This is a genomic window from Streptomyces sp. NPDC056479, from assembly GCF_042795335.1.
GTDB lineage: Bacteria > Actinomycetota > Actinomycetes > Streptomycetales > Streptomycetaceae > Streptomyces.
On sequence record NZ_JBHTRZ010000008.1, the window covers coordinates 335,230 to 355,349 of the forward strand.

Annotated in this window: 17 protein-coding genes and 1 tRNA gene; 6 read left to right on the forward strand and 12 right to left on the reverse strand. The window is 70.4% G+C overall.

All coding sequences use genetic code 11. The annotated features are described in order from the left end of the window. Position 1: 1 nt before the first annotated feature. Both ACFQ6S_RS30540 and ACFQ6S_RS30545 read left to right on the forward strand, forming a co-directional pair. Entirely contained in the window at positions 2 to 871 is an 870-nt protein-coding gene (locus ACFQ6S_RS30540) for an ABC transporter ATP-binding protein (protein WP_383416714.1), read from the forward strand. Continuing rightward, complete coding sequence (locus tag ACFQ6S_RS30545; protein WP_383416717.1) at positions 868 to 1,584, forward strand: ABC transporter ATP-binding protein; 717 nt, start codon at positions 868 to 870, stop codon at positions 1,582 to 1,584. Before ACFQ6S_RS30540 ends, ACFQ6S_RS30545 begins: the two co-directional genes overlap by 4 nt. Before the next feature lie 67 nt (positions 1,585 to 1,651). On the opposite strand, the gene ACFQ6S_RS30550 is transcribed toward ACFQ6S_RS30545, so the two are convergent. Then, entirely contained in the window at positions 1,652 to 2,308 is a 657-nt protein-coding gene (locus tag ACFQ6S_RS30550; protein ID WP_383416720.1) for an ANTAR domain-containing response regulator, read from the reverse strand. Between the two features lie 101 nt (positions 2,309 to 2,409). Between ACFQ6S_RS30550 and ACFQ6S_RS30555 the strand changes: the two genes are divergently transcribed. Beyond that, positions 2,410 to 2,484 (forward strand) — tRNA-Leu (locus ACFQ6S_RS30555). An 88-nt stretch (positions 2,485 to 2,572) separates the two neighbouring features. On the opposite strand, the gene pyk is transcribed toward ACFQ6S_RS30555, so the two are convergent. Continuing rightward, complete coding sequence (gene pyk / locus ACFQ6S_RS30560; protein ID WP_383416723.1) at positions 2,573 to 4,009, reverse strand: pyruvate kinase; 1,437 nt, start codon at positions 4,007 to 4,009, stop codon at positions 2,573 to 2,575. Positions 4,010 to 4,164: 155 nt separating this feature from the next. Next, positions 4,165 to 4,878: an SIMPL domain-containing protein gene (locus ACFQ6S_RS30565; RefSeq protein ID WP_383416726.1), complete on the reverse strand. Its 714-nt coding sequence runs from the start codon at positions 4,876 to 4,878 to the stop codon at positions 4,165 to 4,167. 150 nt (positions 4,879 to 5,028) lie between these two features. Here ACFQ6S_RS30565 and ACFQ6S_RS30570 point away from each other — a divergent pair, with 150 nt between their 5' ends. Further along, positions 5,029 to 6,834 (forward strand): bifunctional metallophosphatase/5'-nucleotidase, encoded by a 1,806-nt coding sequence (locus ACFQ6S_RS30570; RefSeq protein ID WP_383416729.1) that lies wholly within the window; start codon positions 5,029 to 5,031, stop codon positions 6,832 to 6,834. 95 nt (positions 6,835 to 6,929) lie between these two features. Here ACFQ6S_RS30570 and ACFQ6S_RS30575 read toward each other — a convergent pair whose 3' ends face one another. The 6 genes from ACFQ6S_RS30575 to ACFQ6S_RS30600 form a co-directional block, all read right to left on the reverse strand. Beyond that, positions 6,930 to 8,384 (reverse strand): lysine N(6)-hydroxylase/L-ornithine N(5)-oxygenase family protein, encoded by a 1,455-nt coding sequence (locus ACFQ6S_RS30575; RefSeq protein WP_383416732.1) that lies wholly within the window; start codon positions 8,382 to 8,384, stop codon positions 6,930 to 6,932. Further along, the gene (locus ACFQ6S_RS30580) at positions 8,381 to 9,820 is read right to left on the reverse strand and encodes a pyridoxal phosphate-dependent decarboxylase family protein (RefSeq protein ID WP_383416735.1); all 1,440 of its coding nucleotides are present in this window, start codon (positions 9,818 to 9,820) and stop codon (positions 8,381 to 8,383) included. The genes ACFQ6S_RS30575 and ACFQ6S_RS30580 overlap by 4 nt, the downstream gene beginning before the upstream one ends. 192 nt (positions 9,821 to 10,012) lie before the next feature. After that, the gene (gene pepN, locus ACFQ6S_RS30585; RefSeq protein WP_383416737.1) at positions 10,013 to 12,517 is read right to left on the reverse strand and encodes an aminopeptidase N; all 2,505 of its coding nucleotides are present in this window, start codon (positions 12,515 to 12,517) and stop codon (positions 10,013 to 10,015) included. A gap of 123 nt (positions 12,518 to 12,640) precedes the next feature. Further along, on the reverse strand, positions 12,641 to 13,186 hold the full coding sequence (locus tag ACFQ6S_RS30590; RefSeq protein ID WP_383416740.1) for a two-component system response regulator: 546 nt from the start codon (positions 13,184 to 13,186) through the stop codon (positions 12,641 to 12,643). 139 nt (positions 13,187 to 13,325) lie between these two features. Continuing rightward, the gene (locus ACFQ6S_RS30595; protein ID WP_383416742.1) at positions 13,326 to 13,673 is read right to left on the reverse strand and encodes a chorismate mutase; all 348 of its coding nucleotides are present in this window, start codon (positions 13,671 to 13,673) and stop codon (positions 13,326 to 13,328) included. Positions 13,674 to 13,679: 6 nt separating this feature from the next. Beyond that, positions 13,680 to 14,585: a helix-turn-helix domain-containing protein gene (locus tag ACFQ6S_RS30600; protein WP_383416745.1), complete on the reverse strand. Its 906-nt coding sequence runs from the start codon at positions 14,583 to 14,585 to the stop codon at positions 13,680 to 13,682. A 103-nt stretch (positions 14,586 to 14,688) separates the two neighbouring features. On the opposite strand from ACFQ6S_RS30600, the gene ACFQ6S_RS30605 reads away from it, so the two are divergent. Beyond that, positions 14,689 to 16,464 (forward strand): beta-galactosidase family protein, encoded by a 1,776-nt coding sequence (locus tag ACFQ6S_RS30605; RefSeq protein ID WP_383416748.1) that lies wholly within the window; start codon positions 14,689 to 14,691, stop codon positions 16,462 to 16,464. 22 nt (positions 16,465 to 16,486) lie between these two features. Here the strand turns inward: ACFQ6S_RS30605 and ACFQ6S_RS30610 are convergent, their stop codons facing one another. Then, a complete protein-coding gene (locus ACFQ6S_RS30610; RefSeq protein ID WP_383416751.1) occupies positions 16,487 to 17,284 on the reverse strand; it encodes a S1 family peptidase in 798 nt (265 codons plus the stop codon). 160 nt (positions 17,285 to 17,444) lie between these two features. Here ACFQ6S_RS30610 and ACFQ6S_RS30615 point away from each other — a divergent pair, with 160 nt between their 5' ends. Beyond that, on the forward strand, positions 17,445 to 18,338 hold the full coding sequence (locus tag ACFQ6S_RS30615; RefSeq protein ID WP_383416754.1) for a hypothetical protein: 894 nt from the start codon (positions 17,445 to 17,447) through the stop codon (positions 18,336 to 18,338). 93 nt (positions 18,339 to 18,431) lie between these two features. Here ACFQ6S_RS30615 and ACFQ6S_RS30620 read toward each other — a convergent pair whose 3' ends face one another. Both ACFQ6S_RS30620 and ACFQ6S_RS30625 read right to left on the reverse strand, forming a co-directional pair. Next, positions 18,432 to 19,337 (reverse strand): SDR family oxidoreductase, encoded by a 906-nt coding sequence (locus ACFQ6S_RS30620; protein ID WP_383416757.1) that lies wholly within the window; start codon positions 19,335 to 19,337, stop codon positions 18,432 to 18,434. A 1-nt stretch (position 19,338) separates the two neighbouring features. Further along, on the reverse strand, positions 19,339 to 20,079 hold the full coding sequence (locus ACFQ6S_RS30625; RefSeq protein WP_383416760.1) for an SDR family oxidoreductase: 741 nt from the start codon (positions 20,077 to 20,079) through the stop codon (positions 19,339 to 19,341). Positions 20,080 to 20,120 lie beyond the last annotated feature (41 nt).

Below are 20,120 nucleotides of genomic sequence, written 5' to 3' on the forward strand. Positions count from 1 at the left end.
CATGACCACCACCACGACCGCACCGACCACCACGGTGCTCGACGCCACCGGTGTCACGATGCGCTTCGGCGGTCTGACCGCCGTACGCGACGTGAACCTCACGGTGAACACCGGCGAGATCGTCGGCCTCATCGGCCCCAACGGCGCCGGCAAGACGACCTTCTTCAACTGCCTCACCGGCCTGTACGTGCCGACCGAGGGCAAGGTCGCCTACAAGGGCACCGTCCTGCCGCCCAAGCCGCACCTGGTCACCCAGGCCGGCATCGCCCGTACGTTCCAGAACATCCGGCTCTTCGCCAACATGACCGTTCTGGAGAACGTGCTGGTCGGACGGCACACCAGGACCAAGGAAGGCCTCTGGTCGGCCCTCCTGCGCCTGCCCGGCTTCAAGAAGGCCGAGGATGCGTCCAGGGCACGCGCCATGGAGCTCCTGGAGTTCACCGGTCTCGCCGCCAAGGCCGACCACCTCGCCCGCAACCTGCCCTACGGCGAGCAGCGCAAGCTGGAGATCGCCCGGGCGCTGGCGAGCGAGCCCGGTCTGCTCCTCCTCGACGAGCCGACCGCCGGTATGAACCCGCAGGAGACGCGGGCGGCCGAGGAGCTCATCTTCGCGATCCGGGACCAGGGCATCGCCGTCCTCGTCATCGAGCACGACATCCGGTTCATCATGAACCTCTGCGACCGGGTGGCCGTGCTGGTCCAGGGCGAGAAGATCGTCGAGGGCCCCGCCGAGGTCGTCCAGGCCGACGAGCGCGTCATCGCCGCCTACCTGGGCACGCCCTTCGAGGGCGAGCCCGGCGCGGCGGAGGCTGCCGAAGTCGAGGCCGCGGAGGCTGACGCGCAGAGCACCACGGAAGGGGATGACAAGTGACCGCACTGCTCGAGGTCGAGGACCTCAGGGTCGCCTACGGCAAGATCGAGGCCGTCAAGGGCATCTCGTTCAAGGTGAACGCGGGCGAGGTCGTCACCCTCATCGGCACCAACGGCGCCGGCAAGACCACGACCCTGCGCACGCTGTCGGGTCTGCTCCAGCCGCTGTCCGGGGACATCAGGTTCGAGGGCAAGTCGCTCAAGAAGATCCCCGCCCACAAGGTCGTCTCGCTGGGACTCGCCCACTCCCCCGAGGGGCGGCACATCTTCCCCCGCATGACGATCGAGGACAACCTCCGCCTCGGCGCGTTCCTGCGCACCGACAAGGAGGGCATCGAGAAGGACATCAAGCGCGCCTACGACCTGTTCCCCATCCTCGGGGAACGCCGGAAGCAGGCCGCGGGCACCCTGTCCGGCGGTGAGCAGCAGATGCTCGCCATGGGACGGGCGCTGATGTCCAAGCCGAAGCTGCTCATGCTCGACGAGCCCTCCATGGGTCTGTCGCCGATCATGATGCAGAAGATCATGGCGACCATCAAGGAGCTCAAGTCCGCGGGCACCACGATTCTGCTCATCGAGCAGAACGCCCAGGCCGCGCTCTCCCTGGCCGACCACGGCCACGTCATGGAGGTCGGCAAGATCGTCCTCTCCGGCTCGGGGCAGGACCTCCTGCACGACGAGTCGGTGCGCAAGGCCTATCTCGGCGAGGACTGATCACCCACGCGAAGAGGCCCGCGTCCCCAGCCGGGGGCGCGGGCCTCTCTCATGCGCACGGGGCGCGTCAGCCCTTGGCGGCCTTCTTCTCGTCGGCGTCCTGGATGACGGCCTCGGCGACCTGCTGCATCGACATCCGGCGATCCATGGAGGTCTTCTGGATCCACCGGAACGCGGCGGGCTCGGTCAGTCCGTACTCGGTCTGGAGCACGGACTTGGCCCGGTCCACCAGCTTGCGGGTCTCCAGGCGCAGAGTGAGGTCGGCGACCTCCTTCTCCAGCTCCTTCAGCTCCGTGAACCGCGATACGGCCATCTCGATCGCCGGCACGACATCGCTCTTGCTGAACGGCTTGACCAGGTACGCCATCGCACCGGCGTCCCGGGCCCGCTCGACGAGGTCGCGCTGCGAGAACGCGGTCAGCATCAGCACCGGAGCGATGCTCTCCTCGGCGATCTTCTCGGCCGCCGAAATGCCGTCCAGCTTCGGCATCTTGACATCGAGGATGACGAGGTCGGGCTTGTGCTCGCGGGCCAGCTCCACGGCCTGCTCACCGTCACCGGCCTCTCCGACGACGGTGTACCCCTCTTCTTCGAGCATCTCTTTGAGATCGAGCCGGATCAGCGCCTCGTCCTCGGCGATGACGACACGGGTCGTCAGCGGAGGCACATGCGACTTGTCCTCGTCGGGCGCGTCTACGGGCTGGGGCGACTCGGGGGCGGTCACGGGGGCTCCTCGTTCAGGGGCATGGGTGCTGCTCCCAAGAGCCTACCTAGCTACGGTATGGTGGACGGGCAGCGGGTCGAGGTAAACCTTCGATTCACTGGGCCCCGGTAGCCCAATTGGCAGCAGGCAATGGATTCAAAACCCATACAGTGTCGGTTCGAGTCCGACCCGGGGCACTTTTCCTTAGATTCCAAGGTCACGCGATTCGAAGTTCACCATTAAGGGCCCCTCCAATGGAGGGGCCCTTCGGTTTCCCGTGCTTTTCTATCGGGGGCTGTCGTCCTCGCCGATGTGGTGGACGCGGACCATGTTCGTCGAGCCGGATACCCCGGGAGGCGAACCGGCGGTGATGACGACGGTGTCGCCCTTCTGGCAACGGCCGTATTTCAGCAGCAGTTCGTCGACCTGCTCGACCATCGCATCCGTGGAGTCCACATGCGGGCCGAGGAACGTCTCCACGCCCCAGGTCAGGTTCAGCTGGGAGCGGGTCGCCGGTTCCGGGGTGAAGGCCAGCAGGGGGATCGGCGAGCGGTAGCGGGACAGGCGGCGGGCGGTGTCGCCGGACTGGGTGAAGGCGACCAGGAACTTCGCGCCCAGGAAGTCGCCGATCTCGGCCGCCGCGCGGGCGACCGCGCCGCCCTGGGTGCGGGGCTTGTTGCGGTCCGTCAGGGGCGGGAGGCCCTTGGCGAGCAGGTCCTCCTCGGCCGCCTCGACGATCTTCGCCATCGTCCGGACCGTCTCGATCGGGTACTTGCCCACGCTGGTCTCGCCGGACAGCATCACCGCGTCGGTGCCGTCGATGACGGCGTTGGCCACGTCGCTGGCCTCGGCGCGGGTCGGGCGGGAGTTTTCGATCATCGAGTCGAGCATCTGGGTGGCGACGATGACCGGCTTGGCGTTGCGCTTGGCGAGCTTGATCGCGCGCTTCTGGACGATCGGGACCTGCTCCAGCGGCATCTCCACGCCCAGGTCGCCGCGGGCGACCATGATGCCGTCGAAGGCGGCGACGATGCCGTCGATCGCGTCGACCGCCTGCGGCTTCTCCACCTTGGCGATCACCGGGAGGCGGCGGCCCTCCTCGTCCATGATGCGGTGGACTTCCTCGATGTCGCGGCCGCTGCGCACGAAGGACAGGGCGATGACGTCGAATCCGGTGCGCAGCGCCCAGCGCAGGTCCGCCTCGTCCTTCTCGGAGAGGGCGGGGACGGAGACGGCGACGCCGGGGAGGTTGAGGCCCTTGTTGTCGGAGACCATGCCGCCTTCGACGACGGTGGTCCGCACGCGCGGGCCGTCGACTGAGGTGACCTCGAGGCAGACCTTGCCGTCGTCGACGAGGATGCGCTCACCGGGGGTGACGTCGGCGGCGAGGCCGGAGTAGGTGGTGCCGCACTGCTGGCGGTCGCCTTCGGCGCCTTCCTCGACGGTGATGGTGAAGGTGTCTCCGCGTTCAAGGAGTACAGGTCCTTCGGTGAAGCGGCCGAGGCGGATCTTCGGGCCTTGAAGGTCGGCGAGGACGCCGACGCTGCGGCCGGTCTCGTCGGAGGCCTTCCGCACGCGCTGGTAGCGCTCCTCGTGGTCGGCGTGGCCGCCGTGGCTGAGGTTGAATCGGGCGACGTCCATTCCGGCGTCGACCAGTGCCTTTATCTGGTCGTACGAGTCGGTGGCGGGGCCCAGGGTGCAGACGATTTTCGCTCGGCGCATGTTTCGACTCTATGACTTACCGGCGGGTAGTGAATTGGCGCCGCATGACTACTCAACAACCTTTGCGTGAAGGGCTATTGACAAGTGTTGAATTGTGCACCGGGGTGCTCCGATGAGCGTTCGAAGCACCCCTGAAGAGCTATTCACAGAAGCGTTCACAGATGCGGCGGCGCCATGGTGAATCGCGCATTGACCTCGGCATGGACGTGCTGCCGCTCGGGTTCGAGGTCGAGCGGGGCGGCGGAGTCCTCTTCCGCGGCGTAGGCCATCGAGCGCATCCGGCCACCGCGGCTCTGCGGATAGGCCGGCGGGGCGTTCTCCGCGCCGATGTCGGCGAGTTCCACCAGCGCGGCCAGGGACGTCCCCAGTGCCTCCGCGTACTCCCGCGCGCGCTGCACGGCCTCCCGTACCGCCTGCTGCCGCGCCTCCCGGTGGGCCGGCGAGTCGGGGCGCAGGGCCCACCAGGGGCCGTCCACGCGGGTGAGCTCCAAGTCGGCCAGGCGTGTCGTGAGTTCGCCGAGCGCCGTGAAGTCCGTGAGTTCGGCGGTGATGTGGACGCGGCCGTGGTGGGCGTGGATGCGTTCGCCGCGACCCTTGTCCTTCAGTTCGGGGCTGATGGAAAAGGCGCCGGTCTCCAGGCGCTCGACCGCGTTGCCGTAGGTCTTGATGAGGTCGAGGACGGCGGCGTTGCGGCGGGTCAGATCGTCCAGGGCGGCGCGGCGGTCCTTGCCGCGGGAGGCCACGGTGACGCCGATGCGGGCGATCTCGGGGTCGACCTCGAGGTGGGCCTCACCGCGGACGGCGATGCGAGGGGCGTCGGGGGTGCCGTAGGGGACGGCGGGCTGAAGTTCTCCTGAGGGGGAGGTCATACGCCCCACTCTGTCATCGCTTGACCGGCCGGGACCCCGGCAGTTCACAGCTTCGGTCACCAGATCGAAACGTGCGGGGTCTGTTGCAACTCGCCATGGGCAGGTCAGAATCTACGCGCGTTGTTGACCATTCGCTCGGGAGAAGCACTCATGCCGTTGAACCGCCGGAAGTTCCTGAAGAAGTCCGCCGTGACCGGAGCGGGGGTGGCCGTGGCCGGTGCGGTGGGTGCCCCGGCGGCGCAGGCCGCGCAGCCGGCGAAGGGCTCCCGGCCGAAGAAGCGGTACGCGCTGACGGTGATGGGCACGACCGACCTGCACGGCAACGTGTTCAACTGGGACTACTTCAAGGACGCGGAGTACTCCGACGCCAAGGGCAACGCGAAGGGCCTGTCCCGTGTCTCGACGCTGGTGAACCAGGTCCGCGAGGAGAAGGGGCGCCGCAACACGCTGCTCATCGACGCGGGCGACACGATCCAGGGCACCCCGCTGACGTACTACTACGCGAAGGTCGACCCGATCACCGCCAAGGGTGGTCCGATCCACCCGATGGCGGCGGCGATGAACGCGATCGGGTACGACGCGGTGGCCCTCGGCAACCACGAGTTCAACTACGGCATCGAGACGCTGCGCAAGTTCGAGGACCAGTGCCGCTTCCCGCTGCTGGGTGCCAACGCGCTGGACGCGAAGACGCTGAAGCCCGCCTTCCCGCCGTACTTCATCAAGAAGTTCCATGTGCCGGGCGCTCCCTCGGTCAAGGTCGCGGTCCTCGGTCTGACCAACCCCGGCATCGCGATCTGGGACAAGGCGTACGTCGAGGGCAAGATGGTGTTCCCGGGTCTGGAGGAGCAGGCCGCGAAGTGGGTGCCGAAGCTGCGCTCGATGGGTGCGGACGTGGTGATCGTGTCGGCGCACTCCGGTTCGTCCGGGACGTCGTCGTACGGTGACCAGCTGCCGTACATCGAGAACTCGGCGGCTCTGGTCGCCCAGCAGGTGCCGGGCATCGACGCGATCCTCGTCGGGCACGCGCACACGGAGATCGCGGAGCTGCTGGTCACGAACGAGAAGACGGGCAGGACCGTCGTGCTGTCCGAGCCGCTGTGCTACGCCCAGCGACTGACGCTGTTCGACTTCGACCTGGTGCTCGACAAGGGGTGCTGGAAGGTCGAGTCGGTGAAGGCGACGGTGCGCGACTCGAAGACGGTCGCCGACGACCCGAAGATCACCAAGCTGCTCAAGGACGACCACGACATCGTGGTGGAGTACGTCAACCAGGTCGTCGGCACCGCGACCGAGACGCTGACCACGGTCGACGCCCGCTACAAGGACGCCCCGATCATCGACCTGATCACCAAGGTCCAGGAGGACGTGGTCAAGGCGGCGCTGGCGGGCACCGAGTACGCCTCGCTGCCCGTCATCGCGCAGGCCTCGCCCTTCTCGCGCACCTCTCAGATCCCGGCCGGCGAGGTGACGATCCGGGACCTGTCGAGCCTGTACGTCTACGACAACACGCTGGTCGCGAAGCTGATGACGGGCGCGCAGCTCAAGGCGTACCTGGAGTACTCGGCGGAGTACTTCGTGCAGACCGCCGCCGACTCGGCCGTCGACGTGGACAAGCTGACGAACGCGAACAACCGCCCGGACTACAACTACGACTACGTGTCCGGGCTGTCGTACGAGATCGACATCGCGCAGGCGCCGGGATCGCGGATCAAGAACCTGGCCTACGACGGTGCCGCCCTCGACGACACCCGGAAGTTCGTTCTCGCGGTCAACAACTACCGGGCCAACGGCGGTGGCGCCTTCCCGCATGTGGCGTCGGCTCAGGAGCTGTGGTCGGAGTCCACGGAGATCCGCACCCGGATCGCGGAGTGGGTGACCGCGAAGGGCGTGCTGGACCCGAAGGAGTTCGCGTCGGTGGACTGGAAGCTGACGCGGAACGGCACGCCCGTCTTCTAGGTCGTGTCCGCAAAGTCCCGTCGTCCGCCAGGCGTCGCGGGGCAGGCGGGACTTTGCGGACACGGCCTAGGACCTGGAGGCCTTCGTCAGGAGCCTCAGATCCCTTCCATGAGCGGTGTCAGCACCGGCGGCCTGCGCGCGGAGGGGATCTTGGGCTCCTGCCGTTGCAGGCCGAAGGTGGTGAACGCCGTACGGGTGGGGAGGGAATAGGTCTCCTTGCCGGTCAAGGAGTTGAGGATGCCGGCGCTGCGCCAGGCCGCGAGGCCGAGGTCGGGGGTGCCGATGCCGTGGGTGTGGCGTTCGGCGTTCTGGACGTAGACATGGCAGCCGGAGCCGGTGACGGACGGGTCCATGACCAGGCGGTACTGGTCGTCGATCCGGGGTCGCTCCCGGCTGTCGCGGCGCATGTAGGGGTCGAGGCCGGCGAGGATGCGGTCCAGCGAGCGCTCGCGGTAGCCGGTGGCCAGCACGACCGCGTCGGTGGTCATGCGCGAGCGGGTGTTCTGGTGGACGTGCTCCAGGTGGAGCTCCACCTTGGTCGTGGCAACACGGCCCGCGGTGCGGACCCGCACACCCGGCGTCAGGACCGTGTCGGGCCAGCCGCCGTGCAGGGTGCGGCGGTAGAGCTCGTCGTGGATGGCGGCCAGGGTGGTGGCGTCGATGCCCTTGTGGAGCTGCCACTGCGAGGCGACGAGCCTGTCGCGCACCGGTTCGGCGAGGGCGTGGAAGTAGCGGGTGTAGTCGGGGGTGAAGTGCTCCAGGCCGAGCTTGGAGTACTCCATGGGCGCGAAGGCCTCGCTGCGCCCGAGCCAGTGGAGCCTCTCGCGGCCCGTGGGGCGGTGCCGCAGCAGGTCCAGGAAGATCTCGGCGCCCGACTGTCCCGAGCCGATGACGGTGATGTGCTCGGCGGCGAGCAGGGCCTCGCGGTGGTCGAGGTAGTCCGCGGCGTGGATGACGGGCACGGCGGGCGCCTCCACCAGGGGTCGCAGCGGGTCGGGCACATAGGGCTCGGTGCCGATGCCGAGGACGATGTTCCGCGCGTATGTACGGCCGAGCGCCTCGGCCTCTCCGTCCGGGGTGATGCGGGTGAAGTCGACCTCGAAGACGTCGCGTTCGGGGTTGAAGCGGACCGCGTCGACCTGGTGGCCGAAGCGCAGTCCGGTGAGGTTCTCGCAGACCCAGCGGCAGTAGGCGTCGTACTCGGCGCGCTGGATGTGGAAGTGCTCGGCGAAGTAGAAGGGGAAGAGCCGGTCGCGGGCCTTGAGGTAGTTGAGGAACGACCAGGGGCTGGCGGGGTCGGCGAGGGTCACCAGGTCGGCGAGGAAGGGGACCTGGACACGGGAGCCGTCGATGAGGAGCCCTGGGTGCCAGGCGAACGCGGTGCGCTGTTCGTAGAAGACGGCGTCGAGTTCGGCGAGGGGCTCGGCGAGGGCGGCGAGGGAGAGGTTGAAGGGGCCGATGCCGATGCCGACGAGGTCTCGGGGGGTGTCGGGGTCCTGGCGCGGGGGGTTGGGGTGCGCCTCGGCAAGGGGGTTCGACTGCGGACTCATCCGGGGGTGTTTCCTTCCACCAGTTTCAGGAGGGCGGCCAGGTCGTCCGGGCGCGTGCGGGGGTTGAGGAGGGTCGTCTTCAACCACAGGCGCCCGTCTATGCGGGCCCGGCCGAGGACGGCGCGGCCGTCGGTGAGGAGCCTGCGGCGTACGGCGGCGACGGTGTCGTCGGCGGCGTGGGCGGGCCGGAACAGGACCGTGCTGAGGGTGGGCCGGTCGTAGAGCTCGAAGCCGGGGTGGTCGTGGACGAGGGCGGCGAACTCACGTGCGCTGTCGCAGACTTGCTCGACGAGTCGGCCGAGGCCGCTGCGGCCGAGGGTCTTGAGGGTGACGGCGATCTTCAGGACGTCGGGCCTGCGGCTGGTGCGCAGGGAGCGGCCCAGCAGGTCGGGCAGGCCCGCTTCGGTGTCGTCGTCGGCGTTCAGATAGTCGGCGCGATGGTGGAGCACGGCGAGATCGCGCGGGTCGCGGACGGCGAGGAGGCCCGCGGCGACCGGCTGCCAGCCGAGCTTGTGCAGATCGAGGGTGACGGTGTCGGCGGCGTCGAGCCCCCTCAGCCGTTCGCGGTACCGGCCGCTGAAGAGCAGGGCTCCCCCATAGGCGGCGTCGATGTGCAGCCGGGCGCCGTGAGCGGCGCACAGGGCGGCGATCTCGGGGAGGGGGTCGATGATCCCGGCGTCGGTGGTACCGGCGGTGGCGGCGACGAGATGCGGGCCGGGCAGTTCGGTGAGGGCCTCGTCGAGGGCGGCGGGGTCGAGGGCGCCGGCGGGGGCGGGCACGACGACGGGCTCGGGCAGCCCGAGCAGCCAGGCGGCCCTGGGCAGCGAGTGGTGGGCGTTGGCACCGTGCACCAGCCGGACTCCGGCGCCGTGCGCTTCGCGGGCGAGGAGCAGGGCGAGCTGGTTGGATTCGGTGCCGCCGGTGGTGATCAGGGCGTCGGGTCGGGGCGCGCGCAGTGGGTGGCCGACCGCGGGTGCGGCCTGGCTCGCCGCGCTGTTCCCCGCCCCCCTGGGTGTCTGGGCGTACACCTCGCTCGCGAGTACCCGTGTCACCAGTCCCTCCAGCTCCGAGGCCGCCGGTGCCTGGTCCCAGGAGTCCATCGACGGGTTGAGCGCCGACACGGCGAGGTCGGCCGCGACGGCGACGGTGAGGGGCGGGCAGTGGAGGTGGGCGGCGCAGAAGGGGTCGGCCGGGTCCGCCGAGCCCTCCGTCAGGGCCCGCACGACGGTGTGGAGGGCGTTCGGGTCGCCCTGGTCCGGCAGTACGTCCCCGACGGCGGCCCGTACGCGCGCGGCCACCGCCTCCGGTCCGCCCGAGGGAAAGGGTCCCTTGCGGGCCCGGGTGCCCTCGCTCAGCGCGTCGAGCACGGTGTCGAGCGACGGCCGCAGGGCGTGCGGACCTTCAGGGCCTGACGCGAGCGGCGGCGAGGTGCTCATCGTGTCCTCCCGGGCGCTGGGCAAGAGGGACTTCCAGCTTGTACCCGGATGGACGATGGCGCCCGAAAAGCCCAATGACCGGAACCCGAAAGGGGGTACTTTCGTGCGGGGAAAGCGTGTCGGACCGGGCGTACGGAGGTTGCCGGAGTAGGGGGCGGCCGTGGGAACGGGCAGCCCCCTACCACGGAGGTACTAGGCCTGCCGGTCCTCCCGGACCCGCAACGCCCGTGCCAGATCGTCGAGTTGGTCGGCCAGCCTGCGGCGCAGCGCCGGGATCGGGTCGCCGTCGCGCAGGCACTTCTCGCCCAGACGCAGGGTGTCGGGGTCGACGGCGTGCGCCGGGAAGGCGTAGCGGCCGGCGGCGTCGGCGATGGCAGGGCCGCGGCGAGCGGCGAGGGTGACCGCGTCCTTGTAGTAGCGCGGCACGTACTGCCGTACCAGATCGGCCTGTTCGGGCTGCCAGAAGCCCTGGGCGGTCGCGGTGAAGAGGTAGTTGGACAGGTCGGTGCTCTCGTCGGTGGCGAACATGGCCTCCCAGGCCCGCGCCTTGGCCGCCTCGTCGGGCAGGGCGGCCCGGCAGCGGGCGGCGCCCTCCTGGCCGGTGGCGCTCGGGTCGCGCTCCAGTTCGGCGGCGATGGCGGCCTCGTCGACGGCGCCGAGCACGGCGAGCCGGCCCAGGACACGCCAGCGCAGATCGGGGTCGAGCTCGGGTCCGCCGGGCACGGTGCCCTCGGCGAGCCAGGCGTCGATCGTGTCGGGGTGGGCGGCTGCGTCGATGAAGTGACGCACCGCGATCAGGCGCAGACCGGGGTTGTCGCCGTCCTCGGTGCGGCGGATCAGGTCGCGGCACAGGGCGGAGAGGGTGGCCAGGGCGGCGGGCCGCTCCTCGGGGGTGAGGTAGCGGTCGGCGACCTGGGCGGTGGCGAAGGCGAGGACGCCCTGCACGACGGCGAGGTCCCGCTCGCGCGGCAGGTGGGTGCGGGCGGCCTCCAGATAGGCGGTGGCGGCCAGTTCGCCGTCGCGGACGGCGTCCCTGAGGGCGTTCCAGACGACCGCGCGGGTGAGCGGGTCGGGCAGGCCGGCGAGGCTCCCCCGGACGGTCTCGAAGGACTCGGGGTCGAAGCGGACCTTGGCGTAGGTCAGATCGCCGTCGTTGAGCAGCAGCAGAGCCGGGCGCTTGCCGATGGGCTGCGGGGCGGTCTGCGGGATGTCGAGTTCGAGGCGTTCGCGCAGGGTGAGGTGGCCCTCGTTGTCGCCGAGGTCCTCGGTGTACAGGCCGACGGCGACGCGGTGCGGACGGCTGCCCGCGCGGTCGACGGTGAGGGTGTACGTGCCGTTGTCGCCGGCGGTGACGGTCGGGGTGAGGGTGTCGACGCCGGTGGTGCGCAGCCAGCTGTCGGCCCAGCCGTGCACATCGCGCTCGGTGCCCGCGGCGAGGGAGTCGATGAAGTCGGCGAGGGTGGCGTTGGCGAACTTGTGGCGGGCGAAGTGGGTGTTGATGCCGGCCAGGAAGTCCTTCTCGCCGAGCCAGGTGACGAGCTGGCGCAGTGCGGAGGCGCCCTTGGCGTAGGAGATGCCGTCGAAGTTGAGCATGGCCGAGGCCGTGTCGTCGACGGCCTCGGGGGCCACCGGGTGGGTGGAGGGCCGCTGGTCGGCGTCGTAGCCCCAGGACTTGCGGGCGACGCCGAAGTCGACCCAGGTGTCGGTGAAGCGGGTGGCCTCGGCGCAGATCTGGTAGCCCATGTACTCGGCGAAGGACTCGTTCAGCCAGATGTCGTCCCACCAGCGCAGGGTGACGAGGTCGCCGAACCACATGTGGGCCATCTCGTGGGCGATGACCATGGCGCGGGTCTGCCGCTCGGTGTCCGTGACGGCGGAGCGGTAGACGAACTCGTCGCGGAAGGTGACCAGTCCGGGGTTCTCCATGGCGCCGGCGTTGAACTCGGGCACGAAGGCCTGGTCGTAGGAGTCGAAGGGGTAGGGCTCGTCGAACTTCTCGTGGAAGCGGTCGAAGCACTGCCGGGTGACCTGCAGCAGTTCGTCGGCGTCCGCGTCCAGGTGGGGGGCCAGGGACTGGCGGCAGTGGATGCCGAAGGGCAGGCCGCGGTGCTCGGTGCGCACCGAGTGCCAGGGTCCCGCGGCGACCGCGACGAGGTAGGTGGAGATCAGCGGGGTGGCCGCGGCCTGCCAGCGGCCGTCGCCGAGCTGCTCGGTGATGCCGTTGGCGAGGACGGTCCAGCCCTCGGGGGCGGTGACGGACAGCTCGAAGACGGCCTTGAGGTCGGGCTGGTCGAAGGCGGCGAAGACGCGCTGGACGTCCTCCATGAACAGCTGGGTGTAGACGTACGTCTCGCCGTCGGTGGGGTCGGTGAAACGGTGCATGCCCTCGCCGGTGCGGGAGTAGCGCATGGCCGCGTCGAAGCGCAGTTCGTGCTCACCGGCGGTGAGGTTCTTCAGGGCCAGCCTGTTCCCGTCCAGGGTCTCGGGGTCCAGGGGCTGACCGTCCAGCGTGACGGAGCGCAGCTCGGCCGGCTTGATCTCGACGAACGTGTCCGCGTCGGCGCGCGCCGTGAACGCGATGACGGTACGGGAGTCGAAGGTCTCGTGCCCGGTCGTCAGATCGAGTTCGATCGTGTAGCCATGGACGTCGAGGAGCTGGGCACGGGTCTGCGCTTCGTCGCGCGTGAGTACGGACATGCAGGACATGCTGCCTGATGCCACGGACAAGGCACAGGGGTGGATCACTACGTGCGCTATGTCCGATTCCTTGCGGCCGTTCTGTCCGGTTCTCGACCGGCGTCCCGTGCCGCCCGGCCGGTGTCAGGTCAGGTCCTTGGCCGATGTCGCGGCGGGGCTGTCCCGCTGGGGCGGGACGAGGGCGTCGGGGTGCGGCAGGGTGGGGCGCGGCGGAGGCGGCCGGACGTCGGTGTGGCCCTTGACCAGGGCACGCAGCTCGCGGATCTCCTCCTCCAGGGCGCGGTGGCGCTGGTAGGCGTCGTACAGGTAGCGGACCTTGGTGCGCAGCGCCCAGGGGTCGGTGGGCTTCATGACCAGGTCGGCGACGCCGAGTCCGAAGGCGGTGGCGGTCAGTTCATGGTCCACGCCGAAGCCGGTGAGCAGGATGACCGGTATGTTCTGGGTCTGTTCCACGCGCCGCATGTACCGGACCACGTCCAGGCCGCTGACGCCGGGCATCCGGACGTCCAGGAGCAGCAGACCGACCTGGCCGCGCAGCACCTGCTTGAGCGCCTCGTCGCCGCTGGTGGCGCGGGCGAGCCGGTAGCCCAGCGGGGCCAGGGCGCTCTCCAGGGCGTACAGGGTTTCCTCGTGGTCGTCGACGATGAGGATCTTGGCATCCGACGGCATGGCCCGACGTCCCTCCCGCGTGGACATCCAGGGTATGTCCGGGCGCTGACGGGGAGTGCGTGTCAGTTGACTTGGAGTGCACAGCGCAGCATGCCCCCCGCGGGCCGCCGTGTCACTCCCTCGGGTGGGCCGGGGGGCGTCAGTTCGCCGTGGGCGCAGCGCCGTTGACGGCGTCCTCGGCGATGCTCTCGTGGTGCCGGATCACCTCGGCGATGATGAAGTTTAGGAACTTCTCCGCGAACGCCGGGTCGAGCTTGGCGTTCTCGGCAAGGGTGCGCAGCCGGGCGATCTGACGGGCCTCGCGGTCGGGGTCGGCGGGCGGGAGCTGGTGCCGGGCCTTGAGATGGCCGACCTGCTGGGTGCACTTGAAGCGTTCGGCGAGCATGTGGACGACAGCGGCGTCGATGTTGTCGATGCTGTCGCGCAGCCGGGCGAGTTCCTCGCGGACAGCGGGGTCGGCGTCGCCCGGGGGCGTGTTGCTGGTCATGAGGGCTCAGCCTACGGGGCCGCCTGGGCCGGTCGTTCGTTCGATCCTGGGCGGGTCGTCGGGGTCGGGGACCTGGTTGCTCCAGCCGCCGGGCACGGCGCGGCCCTGCTGGGCGCGGAAGCGGACCGGTGCCATGCCGACCCGGCGGGTGAACAGGCGGGAGAAGTAGGCGGGGTCGTCGTAGCCGACGCGGCGGGCGACGGCGGCGACGGGGAGCTCGGTGGCGGCGAGGAGTTCCTTGGCGCGGCCCAAGCGGATGCCGAGCAGATAGTCCTTGGGGCTGCAACCGGCACCGCGCCGCACGGCCGTGCGCAGTTCGGCGGGCGTCATGCCGTGCCGGGCGGCGTGGTCGGCGACCGTCAGCGGCAGACAGGCGTCGCGGGCGAGGGCCTTGAGGACGAGGTCGCCGTCCGGGGCGAGGTCGGCACGCGCGCGGCGCAGGACGACGAGGAGTTCATGGACGGCGGCGCCGGTCTCGGCCTCCAGGAGGGGGTTGTCGCGGCGGGCGGCGCGGGCCATGCGCCCGATGACGGCACGCGGTCCGGAGGCGTCGGAGAGGGGCACGACGGGGCGGTCCGGCTCGATGTAGCCGAGTTCGGTGTACGGGACGGTGGCGGGCCCGGTGAAGTCGACGAAGCCCTCGTCCCAGCCGGTGCCGGGATCGGGCGCGTAGTGGTGCGGGACGCCGGGGGTGAGCCACAGCAGGGCGGGCGCGGTGACGGTCGTACGGCGGCCCTCAGGGTCGGCGTACCACCCGCCGCCGGTGCTGATCACGACGGCGACATGATGGTCCAGGACCCTGGGTCCGACGGTGGGCAGGGCGCCGTACTGGAGGCCGACGCCGAGACAGACGAGGCCGAGGCGGTGGTGGGCGGGGCCGGGGGTGAAGAAGCGCATCCAGGTGTGGTACATCCGCCCGCCTCCCTGCCCGTCCTTGGATGCAAGTCCTTCGGTCCAAGCAGCGCTGATCTTTGTCCATGGACCCTGACCTGCGCCAGAGGCGAGGGTGGGGCGCATGAGCGAGTTCACGGTGGGGGACGAAGACTTCCTGCTGGACGGCCGGCCGGTGCGGCTGCTGTCCGGCGCGCTGCACTACTTCCGGGTGCACGAGGCGCAGTGGGGCCACCGGCTGGCGATGCTGCGGGCGATGGGCCTCAACTGCGTGGAGACGTATGTGCCGTGGAACCTGCACGAGCCGGCGCCGGGCCGGAACCGGGACGTGGCCGCGCTCGGCCGGTTCCTGGACGCGGCCCGGGAGGCGGGGCTGTGGGCGATCGTGCGTCCGGGGCCGTACATCTGCGCCGAGTGGGAGAACGGCGGGCTGCCGTACTGGCTGACGGCTGAGGTGGGCGCACGCGCGCGTACCCGTGACGAACGCTATCTGGGCCACGTGGCGCGTTGGTTCGGGCGGCTGCTGAGCGAGGTGGCGCCCCGGCAGATCGACCGCGGCGGACCGGTGCTCATGGTGCAGGTCGAGAACGAGTACGGCAGCTACGGCTCGGACGCGGAGTATCTGCGCCGCCTGGCCGGCCTGCTGCGCGAGCACGGCGTGACGGTCCCGCTTGTCACCTCGGACGGCCCCGAGGACCACATGCTCTCCGGCGGCTCCATCCCGGGGGTCCTTGCGACGGTGAACTTCGGCTCGCACGCGCGCGAGGCGTTCGGAACACTGCGCCGGCACCGCGCCGAAGGCCCGCTGATGTGCATGGAGTTCTGGTGCGGCTGGTTCGACCACTGGGGCGGCGAGCACGCGGTACGGGATCCCGGGGACGCGGCGGCGGCCCTGCGGGAGATCCTGGAGTGCGGGGCCTCGGTGAACCTGTACATGGCGCACGGCGGCACGAACTTCGCCGGCTGGGCGGGCGCCAACCGGGGCGGCGGCGCGCTGCACGACGGCCCCCTGGAACCGGATGTGACGTCGTACGACTACGACGCCCCGATCGACGAGCACGGCCGCCCCACGCCGAAGTTCCGGGCCTTCCGGGAGGTCCTCGCCGAGTACGCCGACGGCCCCCTGCCCGAAGTCCCGCCCGCCCCCGAGCCGTTGGGCGCCGGGGCCGAGGTGGCCCTGGCCGCCTGGGCGCCCCTGGACGACGTACTTCAGGCGCTGGGCGGCCCTGAGGCGTTCGGTCCCGTCCCGCCCGCCTTCGAGGACCTGGGCGTCGAGCGGGGGCTGGTGCGGTACGAGGTGACGGTGCCGGGGCCGCGGCAGCCGTTTCCGCTGACCGTGCGCGGGCTGCGGGATCTCGCCGTGGTGTACGTCGACGGGGAGCGGGCCGGGGTGCTCGGCGAGGACGACGTGTGTCTCAAGGAGCCCGTCGCCGGGCACGCGCGCGTGGAGCTGTGGGTGGAGTCCCTGGGGCGGGTCAACTACGGGCCACGGCTGGGCGAGCGCAAGGGGATCACCGGGGGCGTGCTGCACGAGCGGCAGTATCTGCACGACGTACGCGCGCGTGGGCTGCGGCTGGAGGCCCTGGACGACGTCGGGAGGGTCCGGGCGGTGCCGGCGCGGGAGCTGCCCGAGGACGGCGCTCCGGGGCTGTACCGGGGAACCGTCACGGTACGGGGCGCCGGGGACGGCCGCTTGGAGCTGCCCGGCTGGACCCGCGGCTTCGTGTGGATCAACGGCTTCAACCTCGGCCGCTACTGGTCGGCCGGTCCACAGCGCTCGCTGTACGTCCCGGGGCCCGTGCTGCGCGAGGGCCGCAACGAGGTGTGGGTGCTGGAGCTGGAGGGGACGGCCCGGTGGGGTCCCGGCGAGGCGGGTGCCCCGGTGCTCCGGGCCGTCTGACGCACCGAGGTGCGCCGGTTGCCTACAGCGCGGACGCCGCCCGGGCGATGTCCGCCGCGAAGTGGCTGACCTCGGTGTAGATGCCGGGCACACCGGGCCGGGCGCAGCCGTCGCCCCAGCTGACGATGCCGACCTGGATCCACTTACCGGCGTCGTCCTTGCGGAACATGGGGCCACCGGAGTCGCCCTGGCAGGTGTCGATGCCGCCGCTCTGCCAGCCGGCGCACAGTTCCTCCTTCGACACCAGCCGGTTTCCGTAGTGACGCTTGCAGGTGCGGTCGGCGACGAAGGGAACCGTGGCCTTACGGAGCTTGGTCGTGCCCGTGCCCGCGCCCTCCTCGGTGTCGCCCCATCCGGCGATCGTGAACGTCCCACGGTTGTACTGGTCCGTGGTGGCGATCTTGAGCGTCGGCTTGTCGATGGGCCGGGCGAGCTTGATGAGCGCCCAGTCCTTGCCGGTGCCGTTGTACCCCGGGGCCACCTTGACCTTGGTCGACTTGACCTTGATCGCGGCGGAGGAGTTGAGGTCGTTGGCACCCGCGGTGACGGTGATGCTGGTGTTGTTGCCAGAGCCCTCCATGCAGTGGGCCGCGGTCAGCACCACGTCCTTCTTGTAGAGCGCCCCGCCGCAGCCCATCGACAGATGGACCATGAACGGGAACTCGTTCTGTGCGGCAGTCGTTCCACCGACGATGCGGGTGGACGCGGCCTGCGCGCTGAGCGGCTGAAGGGAGGCGACCGCGAGGGCGACGGCGCCGACCGCCGCGGCTCTCTTCACCAGGGTGATGCCGCTTCTCCGGGATATGTGATGGCTCAACATTGGTCCTTTCGTGGGGGGTTGAGCGACCCGGAGTATGAAGATCAAAGGGCGTTCATGACAAGGACGGATCTCACGTCCCGGGCATGGAACCTCACCAGGGAAAATCCCCTCACATCCCCGTAGAGTGGAATCGGGTTCACGGCGTCTTGGGGGTACGGGCGTGGCGAACGGCGGACCGGTCCAGCACGGCTTCCCGCACCTGGAGACGGTGCGGGCCTCGATCACCGCGCTCTACAGACGGCTTTCGTACGACACCGTCCAGACCTTCGCGACCAGTGTGGCGCCCGCCGACGTGGCCTTCTGCGACACGGACGATCTCTATCTCGGCGCGCAGCGGGTGGCCCATGAGCTGGTGCGGCACTACCGGCTGCCGGACGCCCGGCTGATCGTCAGCTTCCGGGAGATGTCCCACGCGGCGAACGTCGAACTCGCCGCCGGGCCGGAGTACTTCGTCGAGCTGAACGACCGTTTCCGCACCCATCGCCGGGACATCGGCGCGGCCCTCGCCCACGAGGTGATGCATGTGTATCTGCATCGCCTCGATCTGTCCTTCCCCGGCACCCGCGACAACGAGATCCTCACGGACACCGCGACGACGTATCTGGGCGCGGGCTGGCTGCTCCTCGACGCGTACCGGGAGGACTCGGCGTCCTCGCAGAAGCTGGGCTATCTGACGCCGGAGGAGTTCGGGTACGTGCTCGCCAAGCGGGCGCTGGTCTTCGCCGAGGACCCGTCGGTGTGGTTCACCAGCCCCCAGGCGTACACGGCGTATGTGAAGGGCATGGCCGAGGCCCGCCGCGACGAACAGCAGCCCCCGCTGACGGCGGCCGGCTGGGCGGGCCGCCGCCGCTACGCCCGTGACCGGCGGCATGCGCAGGACCATGGCGCCGGGCGCCCGCCGGGGGTGCCGTACGCGTTCACGCCGGACGGGCGGGGGCCGTTGCGGGTGTCGTTTCCTTGTCCTACCTGTCAGCAGCGGATTCGGGTGCCGGTGAAGGGGCGGGTTCGGGCGCGGTGCGGGTTGTGCCGGACGGTGCTGGAATGTGATACGTGAGCGCCTAGTGGGGTGCCTCGTTGTGTTGTGGGGCGTCTGCGGGCTCGTTGTGGCTGGTCGCGCAGTTCCCCGCGCCCCTAAAAGGCATCCGGGCTAAGCCCCGTATACCAGTCCCGGAGCCTCCGCTTCTCCCAACAGCTTCCGCGCCGCCTCCCCCGCCTCCTCCGGCGTCCACCGCGCCGCCCTGTCCGCCGTCGGCCCCGCCCGCCAGCCCTCCATCACCGTGATCCGGCCGCCCTCCGTCTCGAAGACGCGGCCCGTGACCCCTTCGCACGCCTCCGAGCCCAGCCAGACGACCAGTGGGGAGACGTTCTCCGGGGCCATGGCGTCGAAGCCGGACTCGGGGGCCGTCATCGTGGCCGCGAAGGTGCGTTCCGTCATGCGGGTGCGGGCCGCCGGGGCGATCGCGTTGACCTGGACGCCGTAGCGGGCCAGTTCCGCCGCCGCGACCAGGGTGAGGCCGACGATCCCGGCCTTCGCGGCGCTGTAGTTCGCCTGCCCGAGCGAGCCCAGCAGCCCCGCCCCGCTGCTCGTGTTGACGATCCGGGCGACCGGAGTGCGGCCCGCCTTCGCCTCCCCACGCCAGTGCGCGGCCGCGTGCTTCAGCGGGAGGAAGTGCCCTTTGAGGTGAACGCGTACGACGGCGTCCCAGTCGTCCTCGTCGAGGCTGACCAGCATCCGGTCGCGCAGGAACCCGGCGTTGTTGACGAGCGTGTCGAGACGGCCGTACGTCTCCACCGCTGCCGCCACCAGGGAAGCCGCCCCGGCTCCGGTCGCCACGTCGCCGCCGTGGGCGACGGCCTCGCCGCCCGCCGCGCGGATCTCGTCGACCACCTGCCCGGCGGGGCTGTCGGCACCCGGTGCTCCGTCCAGCCCGACGCCGAGGTCGTTGACGACGACCCTCGCCCCCTCCGCGGCGAACGCGAGCGCGTGCGCGCGCCCGAGCCCCCGGCCCGCCCCGGTGACGACGACCACCCGTCCTTCGCACATCCGGCTCATGTCATGCCTCCTTGTTGACCGTTGCGGCGTCCAGGAACGCGGGCCGCTCGCCCCCGCCGTGCACGAGCAGGCTCGCCCCGCTGATGTACGCGGCGGCATCGGAGGCGAGGAAGACGGCGGCCGCGCCGACGTCGGCCGGTTCGGCGAGGCGGCCGAGCGGAACGGTGCGGGAGACGCCGGCGATGCCGTCGTCGCCGCCGTAGTGGAGGTGGGCCAGCTCGGTGCGGACCATGCCGACGACCAGCGTGTTGACCCTGACCTCCGGCGCCCACTCCACCGCCATCGAACGGGCCAGGTTCTCCAGCCCGGCCTTGGCCGCCCCGTACGCCGCCGAACCGGGCGACGGCCGGTCCCCGCTGACGCTGCCGATCATCACCACCGAGCCCCGCACGCGCTTCAACTGCTCGTACGCGGCCAGGGACGCCGTCAGCGGAGCGAGAAGGTTCAGCTCGATGACGCGCGCGTGCCGCTCGGCATCCGCGTCCGTCAACCGTCGGTACGGTGTGCCGCCCGCGTTGTTGACGAGGACATCCACGCGGGGCAGGTCCGCGAAGAAGGCCCGTACGGCGTCCGGGTCGCGAAGGTCGAGCGGTCTGAACTCGGCCCCGGCGAGGAGGACTTCGGGCGGCCTGCGCGCACAGACCACGACCGCCGCGCCGGCCTCGGCGAAGGCCTTCGCCACCCCGGCGCCGACACCCCGCGTACCCCCCGTGACGACAACTGCCTTCCCGTCCAGCCCCATTCGCGGTTACCCTCCACCTAACAAATGTTTGGTGGAAAGGT

Coding starts and splice junctions, on each gene's coding strand:
- ACFQ6S_RS30540 (WP_383416714.1), top strand. CDS start 2: ATGACCACCACCACGACCGCACCGACCACCACGGTGCTCGACGCCACC.
- pyk (WP_383416723.1), bottom strand. CDS start 4,009: ATGCGCCGAGCGAAAATCGTCTGCACCCTGGGCCCCGCCACCGACTCG.
- ACFQ6S_RS30565 (WP_383416726.1), bottom strand. CDS start 4,878: ATGACCTCCCCCTCAGGAGAACTTCAGCCCGCCGTCCCCTACGGCACC.
- ACFQ6S_RS30570 (WP_383416729.1), top strand. CDS start 5,029: ATGCCGTTGAACCGCCGGAAGTTCCTGAAGAAGTCCGCCGTGACCGGA.
- ACFQ6S_RS30575 (WP_383416732.1), bottom strand. CDS start 8,384: ATGAGTCCGCAGTCGAACCCCCTTGCCGAGGCGCACCCCAACCCCCCG.
- ACFQ6S_RS30580 (WP_383416735.1), bottom strand. CDS start 9,820: ATGAGCACCTCGCCGCCGCTCGCGTCAGGCCCTGAAGGTCCGCACGCC.
- pepN (WP_383416737.1), bottom strand. CDS start 12,517: ATGTCCGTACTCACGCGCGACGAAGCGCAGACCCGTGCCCAGCTCCTC.
- ACFQ6S_RS30590 (WP_383416740.1), bottom strand. CDS start 13,186: ATGCCGTCGGATGCCAAGATCCTCATCGTCGACGACCACGAGGAAACC.
- ACFQ6S_RS30595 (WP_383416742.1), bottom strand. CDS start 13,673: ATGACCAGCAACACGCCCCCGGGCGACGCCGACCCCGCTGTCCGCGAG.
- ACFQ6S_RS30600 (WP_383416745.1), bottom strand. CDS start 14,585: ATGTACCACACCTGGATGCGCTTCTTCACCCCCGGCCCCGCCCACCAC.
- ACFQ6S_RS30605 (WP_383416748.1), top strand. CDS start 14,689: ATGAGCGAGTTCACGGTGGGGGACGAAGACTTCCTGCTGGACGGCCGG.
- ACFQ6S_RS30610 (WP_383416751.1), bottom strand. CDS start 17,284: ATGTTGAGCCATCACATATCCCGGAGAAGCGGCATCACCCTGGTGAAG.
- ACFQ6S_RS30620 (WP_383416757.1), bottom strand. CDS start 19,337: ATGAGCCGGATGTGCGAAGGACGGGTGGTCGTCGTCACCGGGGCGGGC.
- ACFQ6S_RS30625 (WP_383416760.1), bottom strand. CDS start 20,079: ATGGGGCTGGACGGGAAGGCAGTTGTCGTCACGGGGGGTACGCGGGGT.